The sequence below is a fragment of the Microterricola viridarii genome (assembly GCF_001542775.1).
Classification (GTDB): domain Bacteria; phylum Actinomycetota; class Actinomycetes; order Actinomycetales; family Microbacteriaceae; genus Microterricola; species Microterricola viridarii_A.
Genome location: NZ_CP014145.1, coordinates 3,548,454 through 3,573,663 on the forward strand (window position 1 = coordinate 3,548,454; position 25,210 = coordinate 3,573,663).

The following is a 25,210-nucleotide window of genomic DNA, read 5'->3' on the forward strand; positions in this document are numbered from 1 at the left end:
AGCCCCGAATGCTCCCTCCAGAAACCGAACCGGCAGCCCCGTTTGCGGAGCGTCATGTGCTCAGCCGGGCCCGCCTGCTGCGCAAATTGAGCAGGCCGGCTGCGCTCGTGGTGATCCGGGGGAGCAGCGGCTGCGGCAAAACCACCCTGCTCGCCGAGTGGGCGCGGCAACAGTCGGGCGCCCTGCTCTGGCTGGATCTCGGCGAGGCCCTGTCCGCCCCACTGCCGTTCTGGCGCGCGGTGCTGCAGGGTGTGCGGGATGCCGGCACCCCCGCGCGCGGCACGGCGCTGCCCGCGGCGCTCGAATCGCTCGACGCGCACGCACGTGTGCCGCTCATCCAAGCCGGCCTGCGCGGGCTCGACCATCCCGTGGTCCTCGCCCTCGACGGCGCAGAGTCACTCACACCCCAGACCGTCCGGGAGCTTCTCGCGGTACTCGCCGTCGTGCCGACGCTGACCGTCGGTGTCGCCACCCGCGAGCGCGGCCAGTTCGAGTCGCCGGAGGTGCGCCTGGCCGTTGACTCGATCGTCGTCGATGGCGCCGAACTCGAGTTCACGGCCGCAGAGACAGCGGCCGTGCTGAGCGCGGCGGGGCTCCCCGACGACGCCGAGACGGTGCGGCTGGTGCGACAGGCGAGCGCCGGCCACCCCCGTGCCACCCGTGCGGTGCTGAGCGCCCCGAGCTGGCCGGATCGGCCGAGCGCCGAGGAGCTGGCCGGGCACGTGCTGGCGGCGGCCGGCTGGACCGACACCCGCATGCTCGAACTCGCGCAGGCCGACGGAGCGCTCTTCGCCTTCGCGCTGCAGGCCTCCGTCGTCGACGAGTTGCCGCTCGGGCTCGCCGAGAAGTTCGCTGAGAAGAGCGCCGAGAAGAGCGCCGAAAACGTCGCCGAAGGGATCCCCGAGCCGATCGGCACGGCGACAGCCGGCACCCCGGAGGTGCCGCAGCACCCCGATGCGACCGCGCTGCTCGGCCGGGCAGAACGCCTGGGCCTCGGCGGCTGGTCCGGCGATGCGTCGGCGCGCGTGTTCCACTTCACGCCCCTGGTGCGCGGCATCCTGCGCCGGGAACTCGGCAAACAGGGGGACGCCGACGAGGCCTGCAGAACGGCCATCGGGTGGCTGCTTGAGAACGGCAGTGCCGAGAGCGCGTTCCTGCTCGCCGCCCTGAACGTCGAGCTCGAGCTGGCCAGCCTGGCCGGCGCGCAGTGCTTCCTGAGCTTGGTCTCGTCGCGAGCCGATGAGGTGCGCGTGGTGCTCTCGCCGATACCGGTGCAGACCATGCGCTCCTATCCCGTGCTCGCGATGCTGCTGGCCATCTCGCTCAACCAGATCGCCCGGCTGCGCCCGCGTGCGCTCGAATACTTCGCCATCATGCTCTCCGGGGCGAACGCTGTGCGCCCGATGTTGGCCCCCACCGAGGTGATCGCGCTCGACGCGATGGTGAGTGTCGCGCTGCGGGTGACGGCGCAGAGTGGCCGTGCGGCACGGGCCGCTGCCAGCGCCGTTGCCGGTTTCGCGGCCCTCGACGAGGAAGGGCGGGAGAAGCTCGGGCACCTGGGCGCCGACGTCATGGTGCACGCCGGGCTGTCCCTGCTCTACGGCGGCGAACCGGATGCCGCGCTCGCCGCTTTCCAGCGCTGCCGCCAGCCGGTGGATTCCGCGGCCGGCCTGCATGCGATGTCGGTGCAGGCCGGAACCCACGCCCTCATGGGGGAGATGTCGGAAGCGGCGGCCATCGTCGCGGAAGGCCGAACCCGACAGTGGCCCCGGGGGTGGAGCGGCAGCTACGTCGGATCCTTCTATCAACTCGCCCAGGCCTTGCTGGCGATCGAGGCGCTCGAGTTCGGCGCGGCGCAGGCGCACATCAGCGTGGTCGACGGGAACATGGCCACCCTGGAACACTGGGCGTTCTTCGCGGAGGCGCAGGCCCGGCTCGACCTGTACTCCGGCGCGCCGATCGCCGGGATCAACCGACTGCAGCTCACCCGGCACCGCCGGCGTGGCCGGACCGACATCGATGCTCGCGGGAGCGCCGAACTCGACATCGCCGTGAGCACGCTGTACCTCGCGGCGGGCAACGTGCAGGCCGCCGAGGCATCGCTGCCGAGCATGAAGCGGCCCGGGATGGCCGTGTTGGTCGCCCGAGCTCGGCTGGAGCTGGTGCGCGACGCACCGGAGGCCGCGCTCGCGCTGATTGCAGAGGCCGGGCGCCTGCCGGCCACCCTGCGGCTGCAGGCCGAGCTCGCCGCCCTGCGCAGCGCCGTCCGACTCCGCCTCGGCCGCCCGGAGGAGGCGCGCTCCGCACTGGAGAGCCTCGCGGCAACCTTGGACGGCTCCGGCCTGGTGACCCCGCTGGCGCTGCTGCCCGTCGAGGACCTCCGCGACCTGCGCGCCCTGGCGGCGACGGGCGGCTCCGAGCTGGCGGTCAAGGTTCTGGGCCAGAGCGTACCGGCGGTGTTGCGCCGCATCCGAACGATCAGCCTGTCCGAGCGCGAGAGGGTGGTGCTGCGTGAGCTCATGGCCACCGGCAGCGTGCCCGCGATCGCCGAGCGGCTCTTCGTGTCGACGAACACAGTGAAGTCGCAACTGCGCAGCCTCTACCGCAAGCTCGGCGTCGGCTCGCGCGACGAGGTGCTCGTCGTCGCAGCCGCCCAGCGCCTGCTGGACGGCCCCGCAGCCAGCTGATTCTCCGCGGGCTGATTCTCCGCTGGCTGGTCAGACGCCGATGCCACCCGGGCGCCCGCTAGCCGATCAGGCTGGGTTCCAGGTCGCGCAGGGTGCGGAAGTGCGTCATCCGGGCCACGCCCAGCGCGGCGAGCACGAACGCGACAGCGCCCCAACTGACCAGCACCCCCACGTCCGCCCACGCGCGGCTGACCTCGCCGCCGTACATGAGCTGCCGGATGGCGTCGACGGTGTAGCTCATCGGGAAGATGTGGTGCAGCCACGCGAGCGGTGCCGGCAGTGTCTGCCAGGGGAACGTCCCGCCGGCGGTGACCAGCTGCAGCACCATCATCACGAGCCCGATGAACTGGCCGACGCTGCCGAGCCACACGTTCAGCGCGAGGATGATCGCCGTGAACACCAGAGAAGACAGCGCCATGATGCCGTAGCTGCCGAGCGGATTCGAGAAGTTGAAGCCCAGGGCGACGGCGACGACGAAGAACAGCCCAGCCATCTGCAGCGTTCCGATGATGGCCGGGGTCAGCCAGCCGGCTGCGGCGATCTTGATCGGGGAGTGCAGTGCGGTGATCGCCCGGTGCGAGACGGGCTTCACGATGAGGAACAGGGCGTAGATGCCGATCCATGCGGCCAGCGCGATGAAGAACGGCGCGAGGCCCGCGCCGTAGGTGCCGGCGGCCGCAACCTGGCTGGTGTCGATCGCGACGGGGTCGGAGATCGCCTGCGCCTGGCGCTGGCGGCTCTCCGCCGTGGAGTCTGGAATCTGGTTGACGCCGTTGCCGAGCCCGCTGGCCAGCGACTCCAGGCCGCTGTGCAGGGCGGGCAGCCCCGCGCTCAGCGTTGCGGCGCCGCTCGCGGCCTGGCCGGCGCCGTCTGCCAGCGTTGCCGCCCCGGTCGCGGCATCCTGCGCGCCCTGCGCCAGTGCCGGCGCCCGGTCGGCGAGCTCCGTCGCCCCGGCGGCGACCTGTTCACTGCCGGATGCCAGCTCGTCGAGCTTGCCGACGGCGCCCTGCACGCGCGCATTGCCGTCGTCGATGCGTGCGCCGATCTGATCGAGCGCGGCCAGGGCCGCCGCCACCTGGGCCTCGCTGAGGCCGGCGGCGCTGAGCCGCGCCGCAATGTCGGCGCGCACGGCGGGCAGATCGTTGACAACCCCCTGGGTCACCCCTCCGATCTCGTCGGCGATGCGCGCGATCTCGGCGTTGCCGGCGGCCACCTGGTCGGCGCCGCCGGCGAGCCTGCTCGTCGCATCGGGCAGGGCCGCCGCGCCGCCCGCGAGGGTGCCGAGACCATCGCGAAGTGTCGCGGCGCCCGTGGCGATCTGAGCGGTGCCGCTCGCCAGGGCCGCGGCGCCTGAGCTGGCCTGCGCCGCCCCGGCCACGAGCTGGTCCGTGCCGTCGACGGCCGTGACGAGGTCGCCCCTGATCGTGGCGAGCCCATCGAGGAACTGGGTCGCCGCCTGCTTGTTGACGGCGGCGACAATCTGCCGCTGGATCTCTTTAATGGCCTGGCCCGCGATGGTTGCGGAGAGATAGCCGTTGGCGTCATCCGTGGTGAGGATGACGGAGGCCTGCTGCGGGTCACTGCTGGCCGTGCTCAGCAGCCGCGCCGAGAAATCAGCGGGGAACGTCACGCTGAAGTCGTAGCGCGAGCTGTCGATGCCGGCCTTGGCCTCGGCGGCTGTGACCCGGTGCCAGGCGAAGGTGGCGTCGGCGAGGAGTTCTGTCGCGATCTGCTCGCCGTAGTTGACGGGGCCGCTCGCCGCCTCTGCGCCCGTGTCCTCGACGACGAGGGCAACCGGGATCTCATTGAGCTTGTCGTAGGGGTTCTGGTTGGCCCAGAGGTAGAGCCCGCCGTAGAGCAGGGGCACGATGCTGAGCGCGAGCAAGGCCAGGATGGGCATCGTGCTGCGGGTGAGCCGGCGAAACTCGGTCGCGACCATTTGTGGGATCTTCATGGCTGCTCCCTGTCCAGGGCGTTGTCTTCGAAGTCACCCGTCGCGGCCAGCTCCTGTGCGAGCGCATCGGCATCGATGACGCTCTGCGCGGCGGTGCCGCACACCACCAGAACCGCAAGCCCCCGGCTGGCCAGCTTCTGTGCGATCTGCCACCAGGCCAGCGGGTCGCCGCCGTGCCGGTCCGGCGCCGTCAGCACCAGTCCCTGCACGCCCTTCCGCAGCACGGCGAGCTCGGTCAGCACATGGATGCGCACGCGAGGCGGCACGTCGGCGATCGCGTGCTTGCCCCACTCGCTGGCCTGCAGCGTGGCCAGCATCCGCGAGGTGGCCAGCGGGTGGGAGGGCCGCCCGGCGAACATGAGCTCCTCCGCGACAACGGCCGAGAGCGGCACCTCGCCGACGGGGTCGTTCACCTCGGGGGCGTCGATGACGGCGACCCGGCGCCTGAGCAGGGCGTTGTCGACGGCGCCGTCGATGCGCACGGCACCGGCATCCGGGCGCATGCGGCCGCTCGCGATGAGCGCCAACACGGCGGGGCGGCGTTCGGTCTCGGCAGCGACCAGCGTGGCCGAGCCTGTGCGGTAGCGGGCGCTCAGCGGGGGGAGCGCTGCGCCATCGCGCCCCTTGCTGGCCTCTTCGAGCGTGACGAGCATGTGGCCTCCTCGGTGGCCTCAATCCTAGGCAGCGGGTTTCGTGCTGCACAGGGCACTGAGGCACGGCGTTTGCGTGAATCGCCCGCACGTGCTTAAACTGACTAGTCAGTACAAAAACTCTCTGGCACCACGAACAATCGGAAGGATCGACGTGCAGTCGATAGTGCGGGCGAAAGAACTCGCCCTCAACGGGGGCCGCGGCCGGGTCTACGGACCGTTCAGCGGCGAGATCGCAGACGGACTCACCATCATCACCGGCGAGGCCGGCAGTGGGCGCACCAGCCTGCTGCTCACCCTCGCCGGGCGCATGAAGCCGAGCACCGGCAGTCTCACCGTGCTCGGGCACGAGCTGCCCCGCAAGGCCCGCGCCGTGCAGAAGGCCACGGCCATCGCCGGCTTCCACGACATCGACGCTCTCGAGGAGTCGGTCACGATCGGCGCCGCCATCCGCGAGCGCCAGGCGTGGCTCTCGCCCTGGTGGCGCAACATTCCCCGGGCGGATGACGCCACCGTGCGCCGCGTCTGCCTGCCCGTATTCGGCGCTCCTGGGCAGCCCGGCGCCACCCCGATCCCCACGGCGGACTCCCTCGTCTGGGACCTCGACGAGACCCAGACCGCACTGCTGCGCGTCTCCCTCGCACTGATGTCCGGCCCGCGCATCCTGTTCTTCGACCAGGTCGAGCAGCTGCAGTCGCCCGCCGCCCGCGCCGCCCTCTGGGCGCGCCTGGACGCGCTCAGCCGCGACTCGTTCGAGCGGGGAACGGCCGGCCGGCCGGCGACCGCCGTCGTGGCATCCGTCGCCGCACCGGACGACGCGATCTGGCACGAGCTGGGGATCGCGCCCCGGGTGCTCCGCCTGGCCGCGAACGCCCCCGCCGGCCCTCGCGCCGCCCAGACCGCACCGACCGCCGACGTCGACGGCCTCGCTGAACTCACGAAGGAGCTCGCCTGATGCTCGCCGTTCTCTCACCCGGCACCGAACTGAAGCGCTTCCGCAAGGGAGTGATGCCGAAGATCGCCGTCGCCGTGCTGCTGTTCATCCCGCTGATCTACGGCGCCCTCTACCTCTGGGCCTTCTGGGCCCCCACCGACGAGTTGAAGAACCTGCCGGTCGCCCTCGTCAACGAGGACACCGGCGCCGTGAAGGACGGTGAGAAGATCACCGCCGGCAACGACGTCGTCGACAACCTGCTCGACGGCGGCGACCTCGGCTGGCAGGTGACGGATGCCGCAGACGCCCACAGCGGCGTCGCCGACGGTGACTACTACTTCTCGGTCACCATCCCGGCCGACTTCTCGACCAACGCCATCTCGGTCGGCACAGACACCCCAACGCCGGCCATCGTGGCCGTCGACTACAACGACGCCAACAGCTTCCTCGCCTCGACGCTCGGCACCTCGGCGATGGCGCAGCTGCGCTCGGCCGTGTCGGCAGAGATCGGAGAGCAGGCAGCCAACGTGCTGCTGGTCGGCCTGAACGACGCCGGTGACGGCATCCGCAGCGCCGCCGACGGAGCCACCACGCTGGCCGACGGCCTGACCACCGCGCGTGACGGCGCGGGCACGCTGATCGTCGGGCTCGGCTCGCTCGCCGACGGCGCGGTGTCGCTGGACGCCGGCGCCGGCCGTCTCTCTGACGGGGCCGCGAGCCTCTCCGGCGGCCTGGCCACGCTCAACAGCGGGGCCGGAACCCTGGCCGCGAAGTCCGGCGACCTCGTCGCCGGCGCCAACAGCCTCTCCGGCGGCATGCAGGCGGCGGCCGACGGAGCGGCAACACTCTCTGACAAGTCGCAGCAGCTCACCGCGGGCGCCGAGACCATCGCCGGTGGCACGGCGGCACTCGCCGCGGGCGCCGGACAGGTCTCCGGCGGCATCGACCAGCTCGTCGCCGCCATGCAGGCCGCCCCGGCCGGCACCCCGGCCACCGCATTCCTGCCCAGCCTGCAGAAGCTGCAGGCCGGTGCGGCCGAGCTCGGCACACAGAGCGCCGGCGCCGCAACTCAGGTGCAGGGCTACGCCGGGCTGAGCGCGCAGTTCACCGCCGGTGTCGGCGAGCTCTCCAGCAAGCTGAGCGCCGGAGCCCCCGGCGCCGCCCAGCTCGCCGACGGTGCAGCACAGCTCTCGGCCGGGGCGCAGCAGTTGGCCGACGGTGTCTCCACCGCGGCATCCGGTGCCGCCACCCTCGCCGACGGCGCAGCCACACTGAGCGCCGGAACCGGCACCCTGGTCGACGGCAGCGGACAGCTCGTCGAGGGCGGCACCGCACTCGAGGAGGGCGCGGGCAAGCTCGCCGACGGCAGCCAGGAGCTGGCACAGAAGCTCGGCGAGGGCGGCGACGCCATCCCCGCGATGACCTCGACCGATGTCGATGCGAAGGCCACCGTTCTCTCCGACCCCGTCGCTCTCGACGAGAGCTGGCAGAACAAGTCGGAGGGCTTCGGCGAGGGATTCGCCCCGTTCTTCATCGCCCTGGCCACCTTCGTCGGCGCGCTCATCACCTGGTTGATCCTGCGGGCGCTGCCCGCCCGTGCCCTCGCGGCCGGAGCCAGCGGCATCCGCGCCGTCATGACGGGCTTCCTGCCCGCCGTGGCGATCGGTGCCGGCCAGGTCGTGATCATGGTGCTGGTGCTCGTCTACGGCATCGGGCTGCAGCCGCAGTACTGGTTGGCCACCTCGGCATTCATGTTCCTGGTCACGCTCGCCTTCCTCGCGCTGCAGCAGATGTTCATCATCCTGCTCGGCACGGCGGCCGGCCGCGTGGTGAGCTTGGTGCTGCTCATGCTGATGCTCACCTCTTCTGGCGGCACCTACCCGGTCGAGACGACACCGGCGTTCTTCCAGGCGCTGCACCCGTGGATGCCGGCCTCCTATGTGGTCAGCGGGCTGCGCGAGCTGATCACCGGCGGTGTGGACTCTAGACTGTGGATTTCGGTGCTCGTGCTTGCCGGCACGCTCGTCGGCTCGCTGGCGATCAGCGCCTGGAGCGCCGGGAAGCAGCGGATGTGGACGGTTGCCCGTCTGCACCCCGAGCTCTCGATCTAGCCCGACCCCCAGTTACAGAACGGTTGATGCCCCATGGTTCGCTCCAGCGGAACGAAACGCGCCATTCTCGACGCGGCCCTCGAGCTGGCGGCGACCAGGGGCATCACCGGCACCACGATGGATGACGTCGCCGAACGCGCCGGCGTGGCCAAGGGCAGCCTGTACTACAACTTCAGCTCGAAGGATCAGCTGTTCGAGGCGCTGCTCGAAGAGGGCGTCGGCGCGCTCGCCGAGAACCTGCGGGCGGCCCGCGGCACACTCGTCGGCTGGGAGGCCATCGAGGCGCTCGTGGGCGCCCTGCTCGACCGGATCGCCGCGAACGCCGCGCTGGCCAAGCTGATGGCGAGCGAGATCTTCCGCACCGATCGGGCTTGGCAGAAGACGCTGTTCGCGCTGCGGCACGAGGCGCTTGCCGTCTTCGCCGAGGCCATCGAGGAGGCCGGCGCCGGCGCGGTGGCCCCGGATGCCGCTGCCCCGGCATCCGGGACCAGCACGATCATGGCCGCCAGTGTGTTCGGCGCCGTGCTGATGTCGGGCCTGGAATGGCTCGTGTTCGAGCCGGAGCGCAGCCGCGACGAGGTCGCCGCGGCGATCCTCGCCTCGCTGAGCGGTGCATTCGCCCCACGCTGAGCCCCTTCCCGCTGGTTGAGTCCCGCCCCGCTGGTTGAGCCCCGTCCCGCTGGTTGAGCCCCGTCCCGCTGGTTGAGCCTGTCGAAACCCCGGGCCAGCGTCACACGGCGACTTATGCGCCGCGGCTCTCACAATCTGGCCTTCTCGGCCGATAGTCCTTCGATGGCGCCCAGTCCGCACGCACGGTCGCGCGCAGGCTTGATTCGGCGTCGGCTCATTGGGGGGCTCACATGCCGCGGCATTCTTCTGTTCGCACGCCGAAACACGCACTGCTCCTGGGGCTCGCCGTCTCGGTCTGCGTGAGTCTCGCCGCCTGTGCCGGGCTAGCCGCGCCGCAGCAGGGCACCGTGGAAGCGGAGTCTTCCTCGACGCGTTCCGCAAGTGCGGCGCCGCAGCAAACGGCCGCGCAGAAGCACGACAGTGCGAAGCCGGTTCCGTCGGCCGGCAACCCGCAGAAGCCCGCGACCGGTGGCACTGAGCGACCCGTTTCCGGGTTGGCCGCGCCGAAGCCCCGGCCGACCGGGAAACCGGACAAGACGCCGAAACCCCAGCCGACCGCCACGGCCAGCCCGGCGCCGCTGCCGGAGCCGTCGGCAACGCCGGCTCCAGAACCGTCCGCGAAGCCAGAGCCCCAACCGAGCCCGGAGCCGTCTACGAAGCCGGAGCCCGAACCGAGCCCCGAACCGTCCGCGGCTCCGGACCCCGCGCCGCTGCCGGAACCAGACCCGAAACCGTCCGCGACGCCGGAGCCGAGCCCGAAACCGTCCGCGACGCCGGAGCCGAGCCCGACGCCGACTCCCACGCCGCCCGCCCAGCCGAAGCCGCCCAAGCCGGCCGCCCCCGCACTCAACGCCCTCGGCTTCCATGACACGACCGCCACCGGTGCGGAGCGCGCACTGCGCAACGACCTCACAGGTGCGCTGGCCGGGCAGGTGGAGTTCGCGCAGACCCACACGATCGACCCCCGGGGCAACACCGTCAGGTCGATGCCGACACTGGTCGCCGAGCGTTCAGCCTTGCTGCTGTTCTCGCCGCTCACCGCACTCCCGGCGGGTGACACCGTGCGTGTGACGGCCAGTGTGGCCGGCGTCCAGCTCGGTGAGCTGCCGATGGCCGAGCCCACCCTCATCCCGCGCGCCGACATGGCCGCCCAGAACGGCCGCGAGGATGTCGTCTACACGCTCAAGGCGTTCACCGTCGAGCTGCCCTGGAACTGGATGAAACCCGGCCTCGAGCTCCGCTTCAGCGCGGGCAGGGAGGACGGCGCCGATGCGACCGCACCCGCGCGCGGCCTGCTCGCGGCGGACCAGATCGAGTTCGCCGCGCCGACGGAGATTGTGATCAGCTCCATCGAGCTCGGCATGCTCACCGACTACCCGTCGTCGAACGACCACTACATGTTCAACGAGCCAGAGAAGGCCGCGGCCGACTACTTCCAGACGATCCCCGTCGCGAAGCTGCACCTCGCCGTCTACGAGCCGGTGCGGCTCGACAAGGTGATCGTCGCATCCGGCAAGATCTACGAGGCCCCGGGCGCCAGCGACTCCACCAACGCCGGCGCGTACGACGGTGACATGCGTGAGAACGTTGGCAAGGCGCAGGTGAGCACCGGCATCAACCTGGCGAACTTCGGCATTACGAGTTCGCTGATGAACCAGTCGCAGCCGAGCACCTTCAACGAACGGATCATCCACCACGCCTGCGGCCTGTACAAGAGCGTCGACGCCGACCCGCGCACCGAATGCCACGGCCTGAGCGGCGGCAACGGCATGGCCACCCTGTTCAGCTCGGCCGGCAATGAGCTGAGCCACGAACTCGGGCACTCCTACGGCCTCGGCCACTACCCGGGCTGGAACGCAGCGGCCGCAGGCGACGCGAAGGTCCTGAACGCCGTGCACCACAGCGAGAGCGGCTGGGGCTACATCGCCTACCGCGACAGGATGCGCTCCAACCTTGTGGCGAACCGGGCCTTCTCTCCGGCCGGCACCGAGGCGAACGGCGCCTACCTCACGCAGAACTACGCCGGCCAGTACAACTACCACCGCGACGCCATGTCGGGTGGAGAGAACAGCAGCACGCTGAGCCGGTACACCCTGCACACCGGCTACAGTGCGAACGTCATCCAGAAGGCGCTCGTCAAGCCGGTGCCAGACACGGCGTTCCCCAGCGGCTATCGCAGCTGGAACGCCCGAACCGGCACCGCCGTCGACGCGAAGGCAGCCGACCCGAAGTTCACCGCGGCCAAACCGGCCGAGGTCGGGGTCCCGGTCTTCACGCTGCTGGGCGGCTACAACCCGCAGAATCCCGCGCAGACCGTGCTCTACCCCGCCTTCCGCAGCAACTACGGCAACGTCTTCGCGCTGCCGCAGAGCGATCCGACGTCGACCGATGCCGCGCGGAGCTGCTGGATGAGCGTGAGCTACCAGGACGGCCGCGTCGAGCACACCACACTCGACGCGCGGGACGGCATCAAGCAGTTCAACATCAACGTGGCGGATGCCGCCAAGCCCACCGGCGCCGAGCTCTTCTGCCGCGCAGCCGGGGTCACCACCCAGCTCGGCAACAGCATCAGCATCGCCACCGACCTGCCGCCGATGCGCCCAGCTGTGACCATCGGCGGCGACGCCGGCTACGAGGCGCTGCGCGCCGTGGAGGTCGCCGAGCTCGACACCGCACTGCTCGGCATCGCGAACACGGCCGTGCCCGTTCTCAGCAGCGACATGCGCCTGGCGTACGACAGCTGGAAGGACGACCTGAGCGGTCTGAGCCCCGCCGCCCGCGCCGTGCTGGAGCGCTGGAGTGCCTCCGTCGCTGCGGGGCAGGCCGTCGACGACTTCGTGGCGGCGCACCGTGATGCGCTGGGCGCCGGCGACGCGGCAGTCACCGCCGAACTCGCCGCGCTGCTCGCCGCGAACGGGCTGAGCGAAGGCGGCCGCGTCGCCCTGCCGCGCGGCGGCAACGTGACCGTCGACAACGGGCTGTGCCTCACCCTCGACGGTGGCACGCTGCGGGTGAGCGTCGATGCGCTGAAGAGCGCCTGTTCCGATGCGCCGACACAGCGCTGGGTGCTTGATGCCCGCGGAGCCATCCACAGTGAGGCGCGGCCCGACCTCTGCGTCGAGGCCGGCACCCCGGTGCGGATGACCGCCTGCTCGCCGACGAACGCCGCGCAGGTCTGGGCGCAGGAGTCCGACGGCCACCTGAAGAGCGCGACGTCGTCTTACCTCGACCTCAACCGCTCAACGCGCCAGCCCGGCATGTGGGGCCGCACCGGCGGCAGCAACCAGATCTGGAAGGGGCTCGCGCAGAGCGCCAACCCGGTGCTGCTCACCGTGAGCCCCGCGACCCTGCTGGTGCTCGCCGGCTTAAACCTCGACGCAGCCTGACCCCCCGCCCCCCAAATTCCGTTGAGAGCGGTCAAATGGCCGCTTTCCGGGCCTCCAGGTGGCCATTTGACCGCTCTCAACGGACCTGGGCGGCGGGCGGGCGGCGGGCGGGCGGCGGGCGGGCGGCGGGCCGGGGCGGGATGGCGGCGGGCGGGCGACGCGTAGTCTGGCGGGGAAGCCTCTTGGCCGCCACAACGAAAGCAAGCGAGATGTCTCAGCGACAGCACGACGGATCATCCCCGCGACGGGCCGGGTTGTTCCGCCGCGGCAGCGCCGGCCAGCCCCCCGCCGCACCGGGCACGACGCGGCGCACCACCTACGTCGTGGACGGCCGGTTGACCAGCGCGCCGCCGCACACGTCGATCGCTGACGCGCTGCGGTTCTCCCAGGAGGCGCCCGGGCGCATCGCGCTCTGCCTGTTCCCCGCTCCAACGGTCGACGACATCGCGGAACTGGCCAACGCCTGGGGCCTGCACCCGGTGCTCGTCGAAGACCTGCAGGTCGCCGGCCAGCGGCCCAAACTGGAACGCTACGGCGACGTGCTCTTCCTCGTGGTGCGGTCGGCGCGCTACGTGGATGAGGCCGAAGAGGTCGACTTCTCCGAGTTCCATGTGCTCGTGCGCCCGAACTCGGTGGCGGTGCTCTGCCAGGACGGCCGATGGGTCGACGGCTCGGATGACGCCACGCTGCCGCGCAACGCCGAGACTGCCGATCACACGCTGCTCGACGACGCGGAGCTGCTTGGGCTCGGGCCGGAGGCGGTCGTCTACCGGTTGCTTGACGTGATCGTCGACGGCTACACCCCGGTGCTGCGCGGCCTCGCGATCGACCAGGAGCAGATCGAGCGGCAGGTGTTCAGCGGCGACGCCGCCGTCGCCGAACGCATCTACCGGCTGAGCCAGGAGGTCATCGACCTGCGGCACGCGACATCCTCTCTGGTGGATGTGGTGGCGGCGCTGCGGAAGGGCTTCGACCGCTACGGGATCCCCGACGCGCTGCAGACGTACCTGCAGGATGTGGCCGATCATCTGACGCTGGTCGATGGGCGCGTCTCCGAGCTGCGCGATTCGCTCTCGCAGATCTTGAACGTGAACGCGACGCTGGTCTCCCAGCGGCAGAACGAAGACATGAAGAAGATCTCGGGCTGGGCGGCGATCCTGTTCGCCCCGACCCTGATCGCCGCCGTCTACGGCATGAACTTCGACAATATGCCCGAGCTGCACTGGGCCTTCGGCTACCCGCTCGCCGTCGGTGGCATGATCGCGTTCGCTGCGGCGCTCTACCTCACCTTCAAGCGCAAGAAGTGGATGTAGCGCCCGCGCCCATCCGAGACTCCTTAACCGGGTGTTGGAGCTGGGCGCGATAAGGTGGAGTGTGACTGGCGACAACTCGCTCGGCCCTGCCGAGACAGAACTGCCCGACGCGCCCGCTGTGCGTGAGGCGCTCGCTTCAGCGAATCGTGACGAGGTCGCGGACCTCGCCCTCCAGCATCCGGAATCCCCTTTGGTCTGGGCCGAGCTCTCGGACATCGCCCACGCCGATGGGCGCCTGCTCGACGCCTACGCCTATGCCTCCGTCGCCCACGCGCGCGGACTCGACGCCCTCGCGGCCGCCGGCTGGCACCCCGGCGACGCCGTCTCGTGGTCGCATCGCTCCAACCGCGGCGCCCTGCGCGCCGCCTACGCGCTGCGCCGCGCGGCCAGCGCCATCGGCGCACACGACGAGGCCGACCGCCTGGGTGACTTCCTGCAGGGCGTCGATCCAGAGGCCGTGCAGCGCATCGAGATGAAGTACACCACCACCCAGCTCTTGCCGGTGATCACACCCGAGATGCTCGCGGCAGCGCAGCCGCCCACTGAAGCCTTTGTCATCCGAGGAGAGGACTAGCAACACATGCCAGCAATCGTTTTGATCGGCGCCCAATGGGGCGACGAGGGCAAGGGCAAGGCGACCGACCTGCTCGGCTCGCGCGTCGACTACGTCGTCAAGTTCAACGGCGGGAACAACGCCGGACACACGGTGGTCGTCGGCAGCGAGAAGTATGCGCTGCACCTGCTGCCCTCCGGCATCCTGACCCCCAACGTCACGCCCGTCATCTCCAACGGTGTTGTCGTCGACATCGAGGTGCTGTTCGAGGAGCTCGACGCCCTCGAGTCGCGCGGCGTCGACGTCTCCAAGCTCAAGGTGAGCGCCAACGCGCACGTCATCACCCAGTACCACCGCACGCTCGACAAGGTCACCGAGCGCTTCCTCGGCAAGCGCCAGATCGGCACCACCGGTCGCGGCATCGGCCCGAGCTACGCCGACAAGATCAACCGCGTCGGCATCCGCATCCAGGACCTCTTCGACGAGAACATCCTGCGGCAGAAGGTCGAGGGCGCCCTCGACCAGAAGAATCACCTGCTGGTCAAGGTCTACAACCGTCGCGCCATTTCGGTCGATGAGATCGTTGACGAGCTGCTCAGCTACGCCGAGCGCCTGCGCCCGATGGTCGACGACACCGCGCTCACGCTGCACCAGGCGCTCGAGGCCGGCAAGACCGTGCTGTTCGAGGGCGGCCAGGCCACGATGCTGGATGTCGACCACGGCACCTACCCGTTCGTCACCTCGTCGAACGCAACCTCCGGCGGCGCCGTCACCGGCTCTGGCATCGCACCGAACAAGATCGACCGCGTGATCGCCGTCGTCAAGGCGTACACGACCCGCGTCGGCGCCGGCCCGTTCCCGACCGAGCTGTTCGACGAGTCCGGCGAGTTCCTGCGCTCCAACGGCTTCGAGTTCGGCACCACCACCGGTCGCCCGCGCCGCTGTGGCTGGTACGACGCCCCGATCGCCCGCTACACGGCGCGCATCAACGGTGTCACCGACTTCGTGCTCACCAAGCTCGACGTGCTCACCGGTCTGGAGACCATCCCGGTCTGCGTCGCCTACGACGTCGACGGCGTGCGCCACGACGAGGTGCCCGTGTCGCAGTCGGACTTCCACCACGCCACCCCGATCTACGAGGAGTTCCCCGGCTGGACCGAGGACATCACGGGCGCGCGCACATTCGAGGACCTGCCCAAGAACGCGCAGGACTACGTGCTCGCCATCGAGGCGATCAGCGGCTCGCGCATGTCGGTCATCGGCGTCGGCCCCGGCCGCGACGAGATCATCGTGCGTCACGATCTGATCGACTAGGTCGAGCCTGATTCACCGGATGCCGGTGCCGCCCGTTTCACGGGAGGCACCGGCATCCGTCGCTTAACAAGCCCGCGGCCGTGGTGCGCCGGGGCAGCCCGCGCCGGTCAGCCGAGCAGCTCGAGCGCGCCGTCGACGACGGCCGCGGTGCCGCCGAGGTAGGCGATCCAGATCACGGCGGTGCGGGCAGCGCGGTGGCTGATGCGGGTATGAAGCAGCTCGCCGAGGCCGAGCCCGGCCAGCAGTGCCAGCACGACGAACAGCCAACTGCTGGCTTCCAATTGGGGGAGTGCCCCGCCTGAGAAGACGAACTTGGTCAGCAGCGAAGCCGAGCCGATCACCACGAAATAGGGCTGCAGCGTCGCCGCGAACTGCGCCTGCGGCCAACGGGTCAACACCGCGTAGACGCTGAGGGCCGGGCCGCCGACGCCGGCGGCGGTGTTCATGAACCCGGATGCCGCCCCGGCGACTATCGCGGCCGGGCGGCGGGGGATCGTGTGCTCGGTGCGGGTGACGACGAGCGAGACGGTGAGCGCGGCGATCACGAGGAGGCCGACACCGAGCTGCAGCTGGGGGCCGCCGAGCGTTGCCGCGAGCAGCGATCCGGGAACGATCGCCAGCAGGGCGGGCACCGCGAGCCAGACAAAGGTGCGCCACTCGATGTGCTTCCAGACCCGGGGGATGATCAGCAGCGAGGAGAGCACCCCGCAGAGGTTCACGATGAGCACGCCGTCGAACGGCCCGAGCAGGATCACGAGCATGGGGGAGACCACAAGCGCGAAGCCCATGCCGGTGATGCGTTGGGCGAAGGCGCCGAGCAGAACAGAGACGACGACCAGCGCGAACATCGTCCCAGCGTAGTGCGGCGTAAGGGGCGGTCAGTGCCCGCCGTTTGCCGCCGCGGCATCCGGCTGCGCAATGCTTTGAGCCGGACCGCAGTGCGCCCCCGCCTTGAGACCATCCACGGCCGCTTCCTCCCGCTGCAGCCGCTGCGCGCGTAGCCGGTCTGCGGATGCGCCGGCCGATCGGCGCCGTTTCGGGCCAATGCCTCGGCGTGTCGCCCGTGGCATCCGCTGAGCGGCTACTCGGCCAAGCACTCGCCGCCCGCGCATCTCGGCCAATGTTCGGCGTGTTTCGGACAGCGCGCTCTCCGGCGCCCCGCGCGGGCTCCGAGCGGCGGTAACGTCGTGGAATGACCAACGCACCGGCACAGAACCGAAGCTACAGCCCGGTGTCGATCACGCTGCAATTCCTCGCGATGGGCGCGATCTGGGGCTCCAGCTTCCTGTTCATGAAGGTCGCCCTCGACGGGGTGAGCTTCGGCCAGATCGCCTGGTCGCGGCTGGTGCTCGGCGGCCTCACGCTCGGCCTGATCGTTTTGGCCACCCAGCCGCGAGTGGCCGGTGGACCCGTGCTGCCGCGCGAGAAGATCGTCTGGCTGCACTTCACGGTGATCGCGATCACCGGATGCGTGGTGCCGCACTTGCTCTTCGCCTGGGCCGAGCAGTACGTCTCGTCGAGCCTGGCCAGCATCTACAACGCCGTCACGCCCATCATGACGGCGCTGATGGCCACCCTCGCGTTCCGGGTCGAGAAGCTCGACCGCGGCCAGATCACGGGCATCGCCGTCGGCATCCTGGGCGTCATCGTGATCATCGCGCCCTGGCAGTACACCGCCCTGACCGGTTCGCTCTGGGGGCAGCTCGCCTGCATCGGCGCGGCCACCTGCTACGGCTTCACCTTCGGCTACACCCGCAAGTTCCTGAGCGCGCGGCCGATCGCCGGCGCCACCTTCGCGTTCCTGAACATCGGCATCGGCGGCGTGATCATGCTGCTCCTCACCCCGGTGCTGGCCTGGCATCCGGTCGCCCTGAACTGGCCCATCGTGCTCAGCCTGCTCGCGCTCGGCGCCCTCGGCACCGGCCTCGCCTACATCTGGAACATCAACGTGCTGCGCGCCTGGGGCCCGACGAACGCGTCGACGGTCACCTACGTCACACCGGTCGTCGGCGTGCTGCTCGGCGTGCTGATCCTGGGGGAGCGCTTCGGCTGGCACGAGCCGCTCGGCGCCGCCTGCGTGCTGCTCGGCATCCTGCTCGCCCAGCGCCGGCTGCGCTTCGGCCGTCGGGTGCAGACTGCACCCGCTTCCGCGTAGCGCGGCCGGCCGTCGCCGGGCGGTCGCGAACGCCCGGCACAACCGCGGGCGATAAGGTCGATGCATGGCAGCAGACGAGCGCGAGGCGCGCGAAGAACTCAACGGCATCCGCATGAGCATCGACAACATCGATGCCGCGCTCATCCACATGCTCGCCGAGCGCTTCAAGTACACCCAGCGCGTCGGTCGGCTGAAGGCCGATCACGGTCTGCCGCCCACCGACCCCGATCGTGAGCGCCGCCAGATCGCGCGGCTGCGCGCCCTCGCCGAGGAGTCCCACCTCGACCCCGCTTTCGCCGAGAAGTGGTTCAACTTCGTCGTCGCCGAGGTGATCCAGCACCACGAGGAGATCGCCGGGGCCAACGGCTCCGCCGAGACAGAATGACGGCAGCCGGCAGCTGGAACCCGAGCGAACTCCCTTCGCAGCGGGGCAAGACCGTCGTCGTGACCGGCGCCAACGCCGGCCTCGGTTACTTTGCCAGCGAGCAGCTCGCCCGCGCCGGCGCGCACGTCGTGCTGGCCTGCCGCAACGCCGAGCGAGCGGATGCCGCGGCGCGCGCGATCCGCGTGCGGGTTCCCGGTGCGACGCTGAGCACGGTGCCGCTCGACGTCTCCTCCCTCGACTCTGTTGCTGCGGCATCCGCCCGCCTGGCCGAGCTCGACCGCATCGACGCCCTCGTGCTCAACGCCGGAATCGTGCACCCGCCACGCACCGCGCAGCTCAGCATCGACGGCCACGAGCTGGTGCTGGCCACCAACTACCTCGGCCACTTCGCGCTGACGGCGCAGCTGATGCCGGTGCTGCAGCAGACGCCGGGGAGTCGGGTCGTCGCGCTGGGCTCGATGATCTCGCGGCTGATGGACTCGCCGCTCACCGACCTGCAGCTGGCCGGCGGTTACAACCCGTGGCGGGCGTACGCGCAGTCCAAGATCGCGATGCAGGTGTTCGGCTTCGAGCTGGACCGCCGGCTCGCCGCCGCGGCCGGCGCCTCCGGAATTGGCGAGGACGCCCGGGCCAGCGCGCTCGTCGCCCACCCGGGCTACTCGATCGGCGGCCGCTCGCCACGCGTGCCCGGCGTCAACGAGCCCCGAGCGCTCAAGCGCTTCGTGGACAACCTGCAGGCGCCCATGGCGCAGGGCAAGGACCGCGGCGCGTGGCCGATCGTGCGCGCCGTCGCCGACCCGCAGGCGCACGGCGGCCAGTACTGGGGCCCGCGCTTCCTGACCAAGGGCGAGCCGGCGCTGCAGCACCCGACCGCCACCAGCACCGACCGCGCGATCGCGGCCCGGGTGTGGGCCGAGTCCGAGCATCTCAGCGGGGCCCGCTTCACCCTCTAGTCGACGCTCCGCCGGCGCAAAAACGCGTGCCGGCACGCGTTCTTGTGCCGGCACGCGTTTTCGCGCCTGCGGAGGTGAAGAACGCGTGCCGAAGCGCCGCGTGGGTCGCTAGGCCGTCGGCAGCGCCACGACGACGTCGATCTCGACCAGGATGTTGGCGAGGTCGCTGCCGACCGTCGTGCGCACCGGGTAGGGCTCGCTGAAGAATCCGGCGTAGGCCACGTTGTACTCGGCGAAGTCGCGGTGCAGGTGCTGCAGGTGCGCGGTGGTCTTCACGACGTCGTCCATCGTGGCGCCGACCTCGTTCAGCACGGCCTGGATGTTGCGCAGCACCTGGGCGGTCTGCTCGGCGACGCCGCCGGGCACCACCTCGCCGGTCGCCGGGTCCTGCGGGCCGAAACCGGCGGTGAACAGGAAGCCGTTGGCGACGACGCCGTGGCTGTAGGGGCCGGCCGGCTTCGGGGCGTTCGGGATGGTGATGGCCTGCTTGATCATAAGAGTTCCTTACGGTGTGGGGTTTTTCCAGTATGGGGGCGGATGCCGCGACTGCCGTCATCCGGCCGATCTCAGCCCAGCTGGCGGCTGATCCGGTCGGTCGTGGCGAGCAGATCGGGCAGGTGCTGCTTCAGCGCGGTGAGGTCGTTGACCACCTTGATGGAGCTGATCGACAGCGCGCCGAAAACGGTTCCGGTGGAGTTCGTGATGGGCGCGGCGATGCAGTTCATGAAGTCCTCGAACTCGCTGTCGTCGACACCCCAGCCGTGCGCGGCGATGTCGGCGAGCTCGAAGTCGAGGCTGGCGCGGGAGGTGTGTGTGTTCTCGGTGAACGCGGTCCACTCTGTGTCGGCGAGCAGCTCGTCGCGGCGGGCGGTCGGCAGCTGCGCCAGGATCACCTTGCCGACCCCGGTCGCCTGTGGCAGCACGGGGAGGCCGATGCGGGAGTACATGCGCACGCTGGAGTCGCCCTCGACCTTATCGATGTAGATGACGCTGCGCTCGAACAGCTGGGCCAGGTGCACGGTGGTGCCGACGCGGCGCTGTAGGGCGCGCAGCTCGTCGTGGGCGATGCGGCGCAGGTCGAAGTTGTCGAGCGCCTGTTGGGCGATCGCGATGATGCGGGTGCCGATGGCGTACTGGCCGTCGGCGCGGTGCACGACGAAGCCGGCGCGCTCGAGCGTCTGCAGCTGGCGGAACACCGTGGTGCGGTGCACCTCGAAATGGCTCGCGACGTCGTTCAAGCTGCGCGGGCCGGTGGCGAGGAGCTCGATGAGCTCGGTGGCCCGCTGGATTGTCTGTGACACGGCGATCTCCCCTAGAGTGGACTCGCACCCATTCTTGCACAACGTATTGCAGTATTTGCACACCTGGCCGAGAGTGGGTTGAGATGGCAACGACCGGCCGAGCGCCGAGAAACCGAGGAATGGTGCCCGACTGGATGCTGTGCGGCGGCGAGGTGATCGACGGCCAGGGCGGCGCCCGCTTCTTCGCTGACGTGCACATCAGCGCGGGGCGCATCAGCGCGATCGTGCCGCGGTTGCCGGACGCCGCGGTCGGGATTTCGACAGGCTCAATCAGCGGGACTCCGGTGCCGGAGGAGCCTGTCGAAACAGCTTCGCTGGTTGAGCCTGTCGAAACCCAGACGCGCATCCTTGACGTGACGGGCCTTGTCGTGGCCCCCGGCTTCATCGACATGCACGCCCACTCCGACCTCGCCGTGCTCGCCGACCCACAGCACCTCGCCAAGGTGCAGCAGGGCGTCACCCTCGAGGTCGTCGGCCAGGACGGACTCGGCTACTCACCGGTCACCGACGCAACCATGGCGTCGACCCGCGCCCAGATCGCCGGCTGGAACGGCGCCCCCGAGATCGACTACTCCTGGCGCAGCGTCGCCGACTACCTCGCCCGCGTCGACAGCGGAACCGCGACGAACGTGGCCGTGCTGGTGCCGCACGGCACGGCACGGATGAACGTGATGGGCATGGATGCGGCATCCGCCAGCCCAGAGCAGCTCGAGCGAATCCGCGCATATGTCGATCAAGGCATGCGCGACGGCGCCGTCGGGATGTCGACGGGCCTGACCTACGCACCGGGCATGTACGCGAGCGATGCCGAGCTCGAGCACGCGCTCGGGGCGGTGCGCGCGCACGGCGGCTACTACTGCCCGCACCACCGCAACTACGGTGCGGAGGTCGTGCAGGGTTACGCGGACTGCCTCGCGCTGGCCGTGCGGGCGGGGGTGCCGCTGCATCTGGCGCACTGCCACGTGAACTTTCCGCTGAACGCGGGCCGCGCGCCCGAGGTGCTCGCCGCCATCGACGCGGCCATCGCCGCCGGCGGCGACGTGACGCTCGACGCCTACCCCTACCTCTCCAGCGCCACCTACCTCTCGTCGATGCTGCCCGGCTGGGCGCAGTCAGAAGGGGCAGCGGTCACGCTGGCACTGCTCGCCGACCCCGCCGCGCGCGCCCGCATCCTGCACGAGCTCGAGGTCACCGGCTCCGACGGCCAGCACGGCGTGCCCGTCGACTGGCAGACGATCTCAATCTCCGCCGTGGCCGACCCGGCCAACGCCTGGGCAGTCGGTCGCACCATCGCAGACCTCGCTGCGGAGCGAGGCACGTCCCCCGGTGAGCTGTTCGCCGACCTGCTCATCGCCGACAGGCTCGGGCCCGGCTGCCTGATGGCGGTCGGCAACGCCGAGAACATGGAGGCGGTGATGCTGCACGCAGCACACACGGTCGGCACCGACGGCATCCTCGTCGGCGAGAAGCCGCACCCGCGCGGCTGGGGCTCGTTCCCGCTCTGGCTCGGCCACTTCGCCCGCGACCGCGGACTGCTCAGCCTCGAGCAGGCGGTGCTGCACGCCACGTCGCGCCCCGCCGCCCGCCTCGGTCTCGTCGACCGCGGCGTCGTCGCCGTCGGCCACTGGGCCGACCTGGTGGTCTTCGACCCGGATGCCGTCGGCTCCTCGGCCAGCTACGGCGAGCCGACCCTGCCGCCAACCGGCATCCCGCACGTGTTCGTGAATGGGGTGCCGACGCTGCTGGACGGCCGTCGCACCACCGACCTGCCCGGCCGCGCCATCCGCGGGCGCGGTGCGAGCTCACCCACCCTCGCTACTCAAGTGGCAGCTACTCGACCAACGGAAACCAACGAGGAGACACCCGTGACCGACCTGACGGCGACCGACGAAGGCGCAGAGCCGGAGGCCCTATGCATCGGCGAGACCATGGTGATGCTCGTGCCGGAACTCGGTGAGCCGCTGGCGCAGACGGCATCCGTCGCCGTGCATATCGGTGGTGCAGAGTCCAACGTGGCCGCGGGCCTTGCCCGCCTGGGCGTGAACGCCGAATGGTTCAGCCGCCTCGGCGCCGACCCGCTCGCCGAGCGCATCCTCGCCGAACTGCGGGAGCGCGGCGTCGACACCCGCCGAGTCGCCATCGACGACGGCCGGCCCACCGGGCTCTACTTCAAGGACCAGGGCTCGGGCTCCAGCCGGGTCCACTACTACCGCAAGGGATCCGCGGCCTCGGCGCTCGCCCCCGCCGACCTGGCTGGCCTCGCCTTGGAGCGTCGCCGCCTCGTGCACGTCTCCGGCATCACCGCCGCCCTCTCGGCCAGCTGCGACGCCCTGCTGCAGCACGTCATCGTGCAGCGCGCGACCTCCGCGGCCACCGTCAGCTTCGACGTCAACTACCGCCCGACACTGTGGAGCGTCGCCGAGGCTGCGCCGCGCCTGCTCGAGCTCTCCCGGGCCGCCGACATCGTCATCGTCGGCCGCGACGAGGCCGAGACACTGTGGGGAACCACCGACGCCGCCAGCGTGCGCGCGCTGATCCCGGATGCCGCGGAGCTCGTGGTGAAAGATGCCGAGTTCGGCGCCACCCAGTTCGACGCGAGCGGGGCCACCTATGTGCCCGCGCTGCGGGTCGACGTGGTGGAGGCGGTCGGCGCGGGCGATGCCTTCGCGGCCGGCTACCTCGCCGCCTGGCTGCGCGGAGCCGACACCGCGACCGCGCTGCGCCTCGGCCACGTGATGGCCGGCTACACGCTCGGTGCGATCAGCGACATCGTCGAGCTGCCGCCGCGGGACGCCCTGTACGCGCTCGCAGAGACCCCCGACGAGCTCTGGCCGGCGCTCCGGCTGCCCGCCGCCGAGCCCGCCCGCGTGTAGCGCCGACCAGCCGCCAATACCCACCACCGCCCGAACTCACCACCGCTCAGACCACCACCCAGAAACGAGGCCACCCATGGCGCACGACATCGACACCCTGCTCGACGGATCCCCGATCATGGCCATCTTCCGCAACATGGCCCCGGATGCGGCTGTCGCCCTTGCGCACCGCGCCTGGGACCTCGGCATCGACCTGGTCGAGGTGCCGATCCAGACGCCGGATGCCGTGCCCAGCCTCGAGGCCGTCATCCGCGCCGGCGCCGAGCGCGGCAAGCTGGTCGGCTCCGGCACCATCGTGACGGTGGAGCAGGTGGAGGTGAGCAAGCGCCTCGGCGCCGCGTTCACCGTCGCCCCCGGACTGTCCCGCGCCGTTGCAGAGGCGAGCACCCGGCTCGACGTGCCGCACCTGCCCGGCATCGCCACCGCCACCGAGATCCAGCAGGCGGTCGAGCTCGGCTTCACCTGGGTCAAGGCGTTCCCGGCCTCGGTGCTCGGCACGAGCTGGTTCACCACGATGCGCGGGCCGTTCCCGAACATCCGGTTCGTGGCCACCGGGGGTATGGATGCCGGCAACGCCCGCGCCTTCCTCGCGGCCGGCGTCTCGACCGTCGCCGTCGGCTCGGCCCTCGCCGACCCCAGCCAGGTCGACCTGCTCGCGGAGATCCTCGCGGAGCCGCGCTCATGAGTCACTTCCTCGACATCGCGCCGAGCTGGGCGGACAAGGGCATCTGGCGCCCCGAGGCTGAGCCGGGCACCGCCCTGGACGCCTATCTGGCCGGCCGGCCAGCACTCTTCGGTGGCAGCTGCTCCTGGCCGGTGATGGTGCTGCGCGAGGAGGCGCTCGCGCACAACCTCGACGCCCTCGCTACATTCTGCGAACGGCATGAACTGCTCTTCGCCCCGCACGGCAAGACGTCGATGGCGCCGCAGCTGTGGCAGCGGCAGATCGATGCCGGTGCCTGGGGCATCACGGTGGCCACGCCGGCACAGCTCCTGATTGCCCGGCGTGCCGGCGTCGCCCGGGTGCTGCTGGCCAACGAGGTGCTCGACACGACGGCGCTCGGCTGGATCGCGGCCGAGCTGGCCGCCGACCCCGGCTTTGAGTTCGTCTGCTTCGTCGACTCCGCCGCCGGCGTGCGTGCCGCGGCGGCGGCCGGTGTCGCACACGGGCTGGACGGCACGGCCCACGCAGGCTTCCCGGTGCTCATCGACCTCGGTTTCCCCGGGGGACGCACCGGCGTGCGCAGCGTCGAGGAGGGGCGTGAACTCTCCGAGCTCGTTACGGCGACGCCCGGCATCCGGCTCGTCGGCGTCTCCTCCTACGAGGGGGGCCTGCACTCCGTCGAGGCCGTGCAGGCCTACTTCGCCGATGTGCGCGACTTGGTGGAGCAGCTCGCTGCGGCGGGCCAGCTTCCCGCGGACGCGATCGTCACGGCCGGCGGCAGCGCCTACTTCGACCAGGTGGGCAGCGAGCTCTCACTCGACTGGGCTCGCGGCGTGCTGCCCGGCGTCCGGGTGATCCTGCGCAGCGGCGCGTACATCAGCCACGACCACGGCACCTACGTCGGCAAGACCGCGTTCAACCGGATTCCAGCCGAGGGCAGCCTCAGCGGGGCGCTCGAGGTGTGGGCGCAGGTACTCTCCGCCCCGGAGGCCGGGCTTGCGCTGGTCGGCATGGGCAAACGCGATGCCCCCTACGATTCCGGGCTGCCCGTTCCGCTGCAGGTGAGGCGGGCGGATGCGACGGGCTCTGTGGCCGCATCGGCGAACGAGCCGCTGCACGGCGCCGTGATCACCGCGCTCGATGACCACCACGGCTACCTGAAACTACCCGAGGGGGTTGCCCTTCGCCCCGGTGACCTCGTCTGCTTCGGCATTTCACACCCGTGCACCGCCTTCGACAAGTGGCGGAGCATCCCGCTCGTCGACGCGGACGATACCATCGTCGACGTGGTGCGCACCTACCTGTAGCAGCCCAGCTCCCGACGCACGACAGTATTCCCCGAAAGGC

Annotated in this window: 19 protein-coding genes; 14 read left to right on the top strand and 5 right to left on the bottom strand. The window is 70.6% G+C overall.

Annotated features, from left to right (window positions below; translation table 11 throughout):
* Positions 1-8 precede the first annotated feature (8 nt).
* On the top strand, positions 9-2,687 hold the full coding sequence (locus AWU67_RS17865; protein ID WP_129586756.1) for a LuxR C-terminal-related transcriptional regulator: 2,679 nt from the start codon (positions 9-11) through the stop codon (positions 2,685-2,687).
* A gap of 58 nt (positions 2,688-2,745) precedes the next feature.
* Here the strand turns inward: AWU67_RS17865 and AWU67_RS16205 are convergent, their stop codons facing one another.
* Positions 2,746-4,641 carry a YhgE/Pip domain-containing protein gene (locus tag AWU67_RS16205; RefSeq protein ID WP_067231481.1) on the bottom strand — a complete coding sequence of 632 codons (1,896 nt, stop codon included), beginning with the start codon at positions 4,639-4,641 and terminating at the stop codon, positions 2,746-2,748.
* Complete coding sequence (locus AWU67_RS16210; RefSeq protein ID WP_199922314.1) at positions 4,638-5,294, bottom strand: hypothetical protein; 657 nt, start codon at positions 5,292-5,294, stop codon at positions 4,638-4,640. The genes AWU67_RS16205 and AWU67_RS16210 overlap by 4 nt, the downstream gene beginning before the upstream one ends.
* Positions 5,295-5,445: 151 nt before the next feature.
* On the opposite strand from AWU67_RS16210, the gene AWU67_RS16215 reads away from it, so the two are divergent.
* The 7 genes from AWU67_RS16215 (at position 5,446) to AWU67_RS16250 (ending at position 15,532) form a co-directional block, all read left to right on the top strand.
* The gene (locus AWU67_RS16215) at positions 5,446-6,246 is read left to right on the top strand and encodes an ATP-binding cassette domain-containing protein (RefSeq protein ID WP_160329778.1); all 801 of its coding nucleotides are present in this window, start codon (positions 5,446-5,448) and stop codon (positions 6,244-6,246) included.
* A complete protein-coding gene (locus AWU67_RS16220; protein ID WP_067231487.1) occupies positions 6,246-8,336 on the top strand; it encodes a YhgE/Pip domain-containing protein in 2,091 nt (696 codons plus the stop codon). Before AWU67_RS16215 ends, AWU67_RS16220 begins: the two co-directional genes overlap by 1 nt.
* A gap of 33 nt (positions 8,337-8,369) precedes the next feature.
* On the top strand, positions 8,370-8,966 hold the full coding sequence (locus AWU67_RS16225) for a TetR/AcrR family transcriptional regulator (protein ID WP_067231490.1): 597 nt from the start codon (positions 8,370-8,372) through the stop codon (positions 8,964-8,966).
* Between the two features lie 347 nt (positions 8,967-9,313).
* A complete protein-coding gene (locus tag AWU67_RS16235; RefSeq protein ID WP_160329779.1) occupies positions 9,314-12,352 on the top strand; it encodes a M66 family metalloprotease in 3,039 nt (1,012 codons plus the stop codon).
* A gap of 209 nt (positions 12,353-12,561) precedes the next feature.
* Entirely contained in the window at positions 12,562-13,665 is a 1,104-nt protein-coding gene (locus tag AWU67_RS16240) for a magnesium and cobalt transport protein CorA (protein ID WP_067231500.1), read from the top strand.
* A 61-nt stretch (positions 13,666-13,726) separates the two neighbouring features.
* Entirely contained in the window at positions 13,727-14,239 is a 513-nt protein-coding gene (locus tag AWU67_RS16245; protein ID WP_082717088.1) for a DUF3151 family protein, read from the top strand.
* 6 nt (positions 14,240-14,245) lie between these two features.
* Complete coding sequence (locus tag AWU67_RS16250) at positions 14,246-15,532, top strand: adenylosuccinate synthase (RefSeq protein ID WP_067231503.1); 1,287 nt, start codon at positions 14,246-14,248, stop codon at positions 15,530-15,532.
* A gap of 107 nt (positions 15,533-15,639) precedes the next feature.
* On the opposite strand, the gene AWU67_RS16255 is transcribed toward AWU67_RS16250, so the two are convergent.
* Positions 15,640-16,380 (bottom strand): sulfite exporter TauE/SafE family protein, encoded by a 741-nt coding sequence (locus AWU67_RS16255; protein ID WP_067231506.1) that lies wholly within the window; start codon positions 16,378-16,380, stop codon positions 15,640-15,642.
* Positions 16,381-16,724: 344 nt separating this feature from the next.
* On the opposite strand from AWU67_RS16255, the gene AWU67_RS16260 reads away from it, so the two are divergent.
* From AWU67_RS16260 to AWU67_RS16270, 3 genes are all read left to right on the top strand, one after another.
* On the top strand, positions 16,725-17,687 hold the full coding sequence (locus AWU67_RS16260; protein ID WP_067231509.1) for a DMT family transporter: 963 nt from the start codon (positions 16,725-16,727) through the stop codon (positions 17,685-17,687).
* A 64-nt stretch (positions 17,688-17,751) separates the two neighbouring features.
* Entirely contained in the window at positions 17,752-18,072 is a 321-nt protein-coding gene (locus AWU67_RS16265) for a chorismate mutase (RefSeq protein ID WP_067231512.1), read from the top strand.
* Positions 18,069-19,025, top strand: a complete 957-nt coding sequence (locus AWU67_RS16270) for an SDR family NAD(P)-dependent oxidoreductase (protein ID WP_067231515.1) — start codon at positions 18,069-18,071, stop codon at positions 19,023-19,025. The genes AWU67_RS16265 and AWU67_RS16270 overlap by 4 nt, the downstream gene beginning before the upstream one ends.
* Before the next feature lie 108 nt (positions 19,026-19,133).
* On the opposite strand, the gene AWU67_RS16275 is transcribed toward AWU67_RS16270, so the two are convergent.
* A complete protein-coding gene (locus tag AWU67_RS16275) occupies positions 19,134-19,520 on the bottom strand; it encodes a RidA family protein (RefSeq protein ID WP_067231519.1) in 387 nt (128 codons plus the stop codon).
* Between the two features lie 71 nt (positions 19,521-19,591).
* On the bottom strand, positions 19,592-20,326 hold the full coding sequence (locus AWU67_RS16280; RefSeq protein ID WP_067231522.1) for an IclR family transcriptional regulator: 735 nt from the start codon (positions 20,324-20,326) through the stop codon (positions 19,592-19,594).
* A 119-nt stretch (positions 20,327-20,445) separates the two neighbouring features.
* Between AWU67_RS16280 and AWU67_RS17070 the strand changes: the two genes are divergently transcribed.
* The 3 genes from AWU67_RS17070 to AWU67_RS16295 all read left to right on the top strand — a co-directional run bounded on the left by AWU67_RS17070 (position 20,446) and on the right by AWU67_RS16295 (position 25,170).
* A complete protein-coding gene (locus AWU67_RS17070) occupies positions 20,446-23,199 on the top strand; it encodes a PfkB family carbohydrate kinase (protein WP_082717090.1) in 2,754 nt (917 codons plus the stop codon).
* Between the two features lie 76 nt (positions 23,200-23,275).
* Positions 23,276-23,884, top strand: coding sequence for a bifunctional 4-hydroxy-2-oxoglutarate aldolase/2-dehydro-3-deoxy-phosphogluconate aldolase (locus tag AWU67_RS16290; protein WP_067231525.1), 609 nt, complete (start codon positions 23,276-23,278; stop codon positions 23,882-23,884).
* Complete coding sequence (locus AWU67_RS16295; protein WP_067231529.1) at positions 23,881-25,170, top strand: alanine racemase; 1,290 nt, start codon at positions 23,881-23,883, stop codon at positions 25,168-25,170. The genes AWU67_RS16290 and AWU67_RS16295 overlap by 4 nt, the downstream gene beginning before the upstream one ends.
* Positions 25,171-25,210 lie beyond the last annotated feature (40 nt).

Bases quoted from the DNA above. Each gene is read 5' to 3' on its own strand.
- AWU67_RS16275 (WP_067231519.1), bottom strand. From the start codon at position 19,520: ATGATCAAGCAGGCCATCACCATCCCGAACGCCCCGAAGCCGGCCGGC.
- AWU67_RS17865 (WP_129586756.1), top strand. From the start codon at position 9: ATGCTCCCTCCAGAAACCGAACCGGCAGCCCCGTTTGCGGAGCGTCAT.
- AWU67_RS16250 (WP_067231503.1), top strand. From the start codon at position 14,246: ATGCCAGCAATCGTTTTGATCGGCGCCCAATGGGGCGACGAGGGCAAG.
- AWU67_RS16225 (WP_067231490.1), top strand. From the start codon at position 8,370: ATGGTTCGCTCCAGCGGAACGAAACGCGCCATTCTCGACGCGGCCCTC.
- AWU67_RS16205 (WP_067231481.1), bottom strand. From the start codon at position 4,641: ATGAAGATCCCACAAATGGTCGCGACCGAGTTTCGCCGGCTCACCCGC.
- AWU67_RS16290 (WP_067231525.1), top strand. From the start codon at position 23,276: ATGGCGCACGACATCGACACCCTGCTCGACGGATCCCCGATCATGGCC.
- AWU67_RS16295 (WP_067231529.1), top strand. From the start codon at position 23,881: ATGAGTCACTTCCTCGACATCGCGCCGAGCTGGGCGGACAAGGGCATC.
- AWU67_RS16210 (WP_199922314.1), bottom strand. From the start codon at position 5,294: ATGCTCGTCACGCTCGAAGAGGCCAGCAAGGGGCGCGATGGCGCAGCG.
- AWU67_RS16255 (WP_067231506.1), bottom strand. From the start codon at position 16,380: ATGTTCGCGCTGGTCGTCGTCTCTGTTCTGCTCGGCGCCTTCGCCCAA.
- AWU67_RS16265 (WP_067231512.1), top strand. From the start codon at position 17,752: ATGGCAGCAGACGAGCGCGAGGCGCGCGAAGAACTCAACGGCATCCGC.
- AWU67_RS16240 (WP_067231500.1), top strand. From the start codon at position 12,562: ATGTCTCAGCGACAGCACGACGGATCATCCCCGCGACGGGCCGGGTTG.
- AWU67_RS17070 (WP_082717090.1), top strand. From the start codon at position 20,446: ATGGTGCCCGACTGGATGCTGTGCGGCGGCGAGGTGATCGACGGCCAG.
- AWU67_RS16270 (WP_067231515.1), top strand. From the start codon at position 18,069: ATGACGGCAGCCGGCAGCTGGAACCCGAGCGAACTCCCTTCGCAGCGG.
- AWU67_RS16220 (WP_067231487.1), top strand. From the start codon at position 6,246: ATGCTCGCCGTTCTCTCACCCGGCACCGAACTGAAGCGCTTCCGCAAG.
- AWU67_RS16260 (WP_067231509.1), top strand. From the start codon at position 16,725: ATGACCAACGCACCGGCACAGAACCGAAGCTACAGCCCGGTGTCGATC.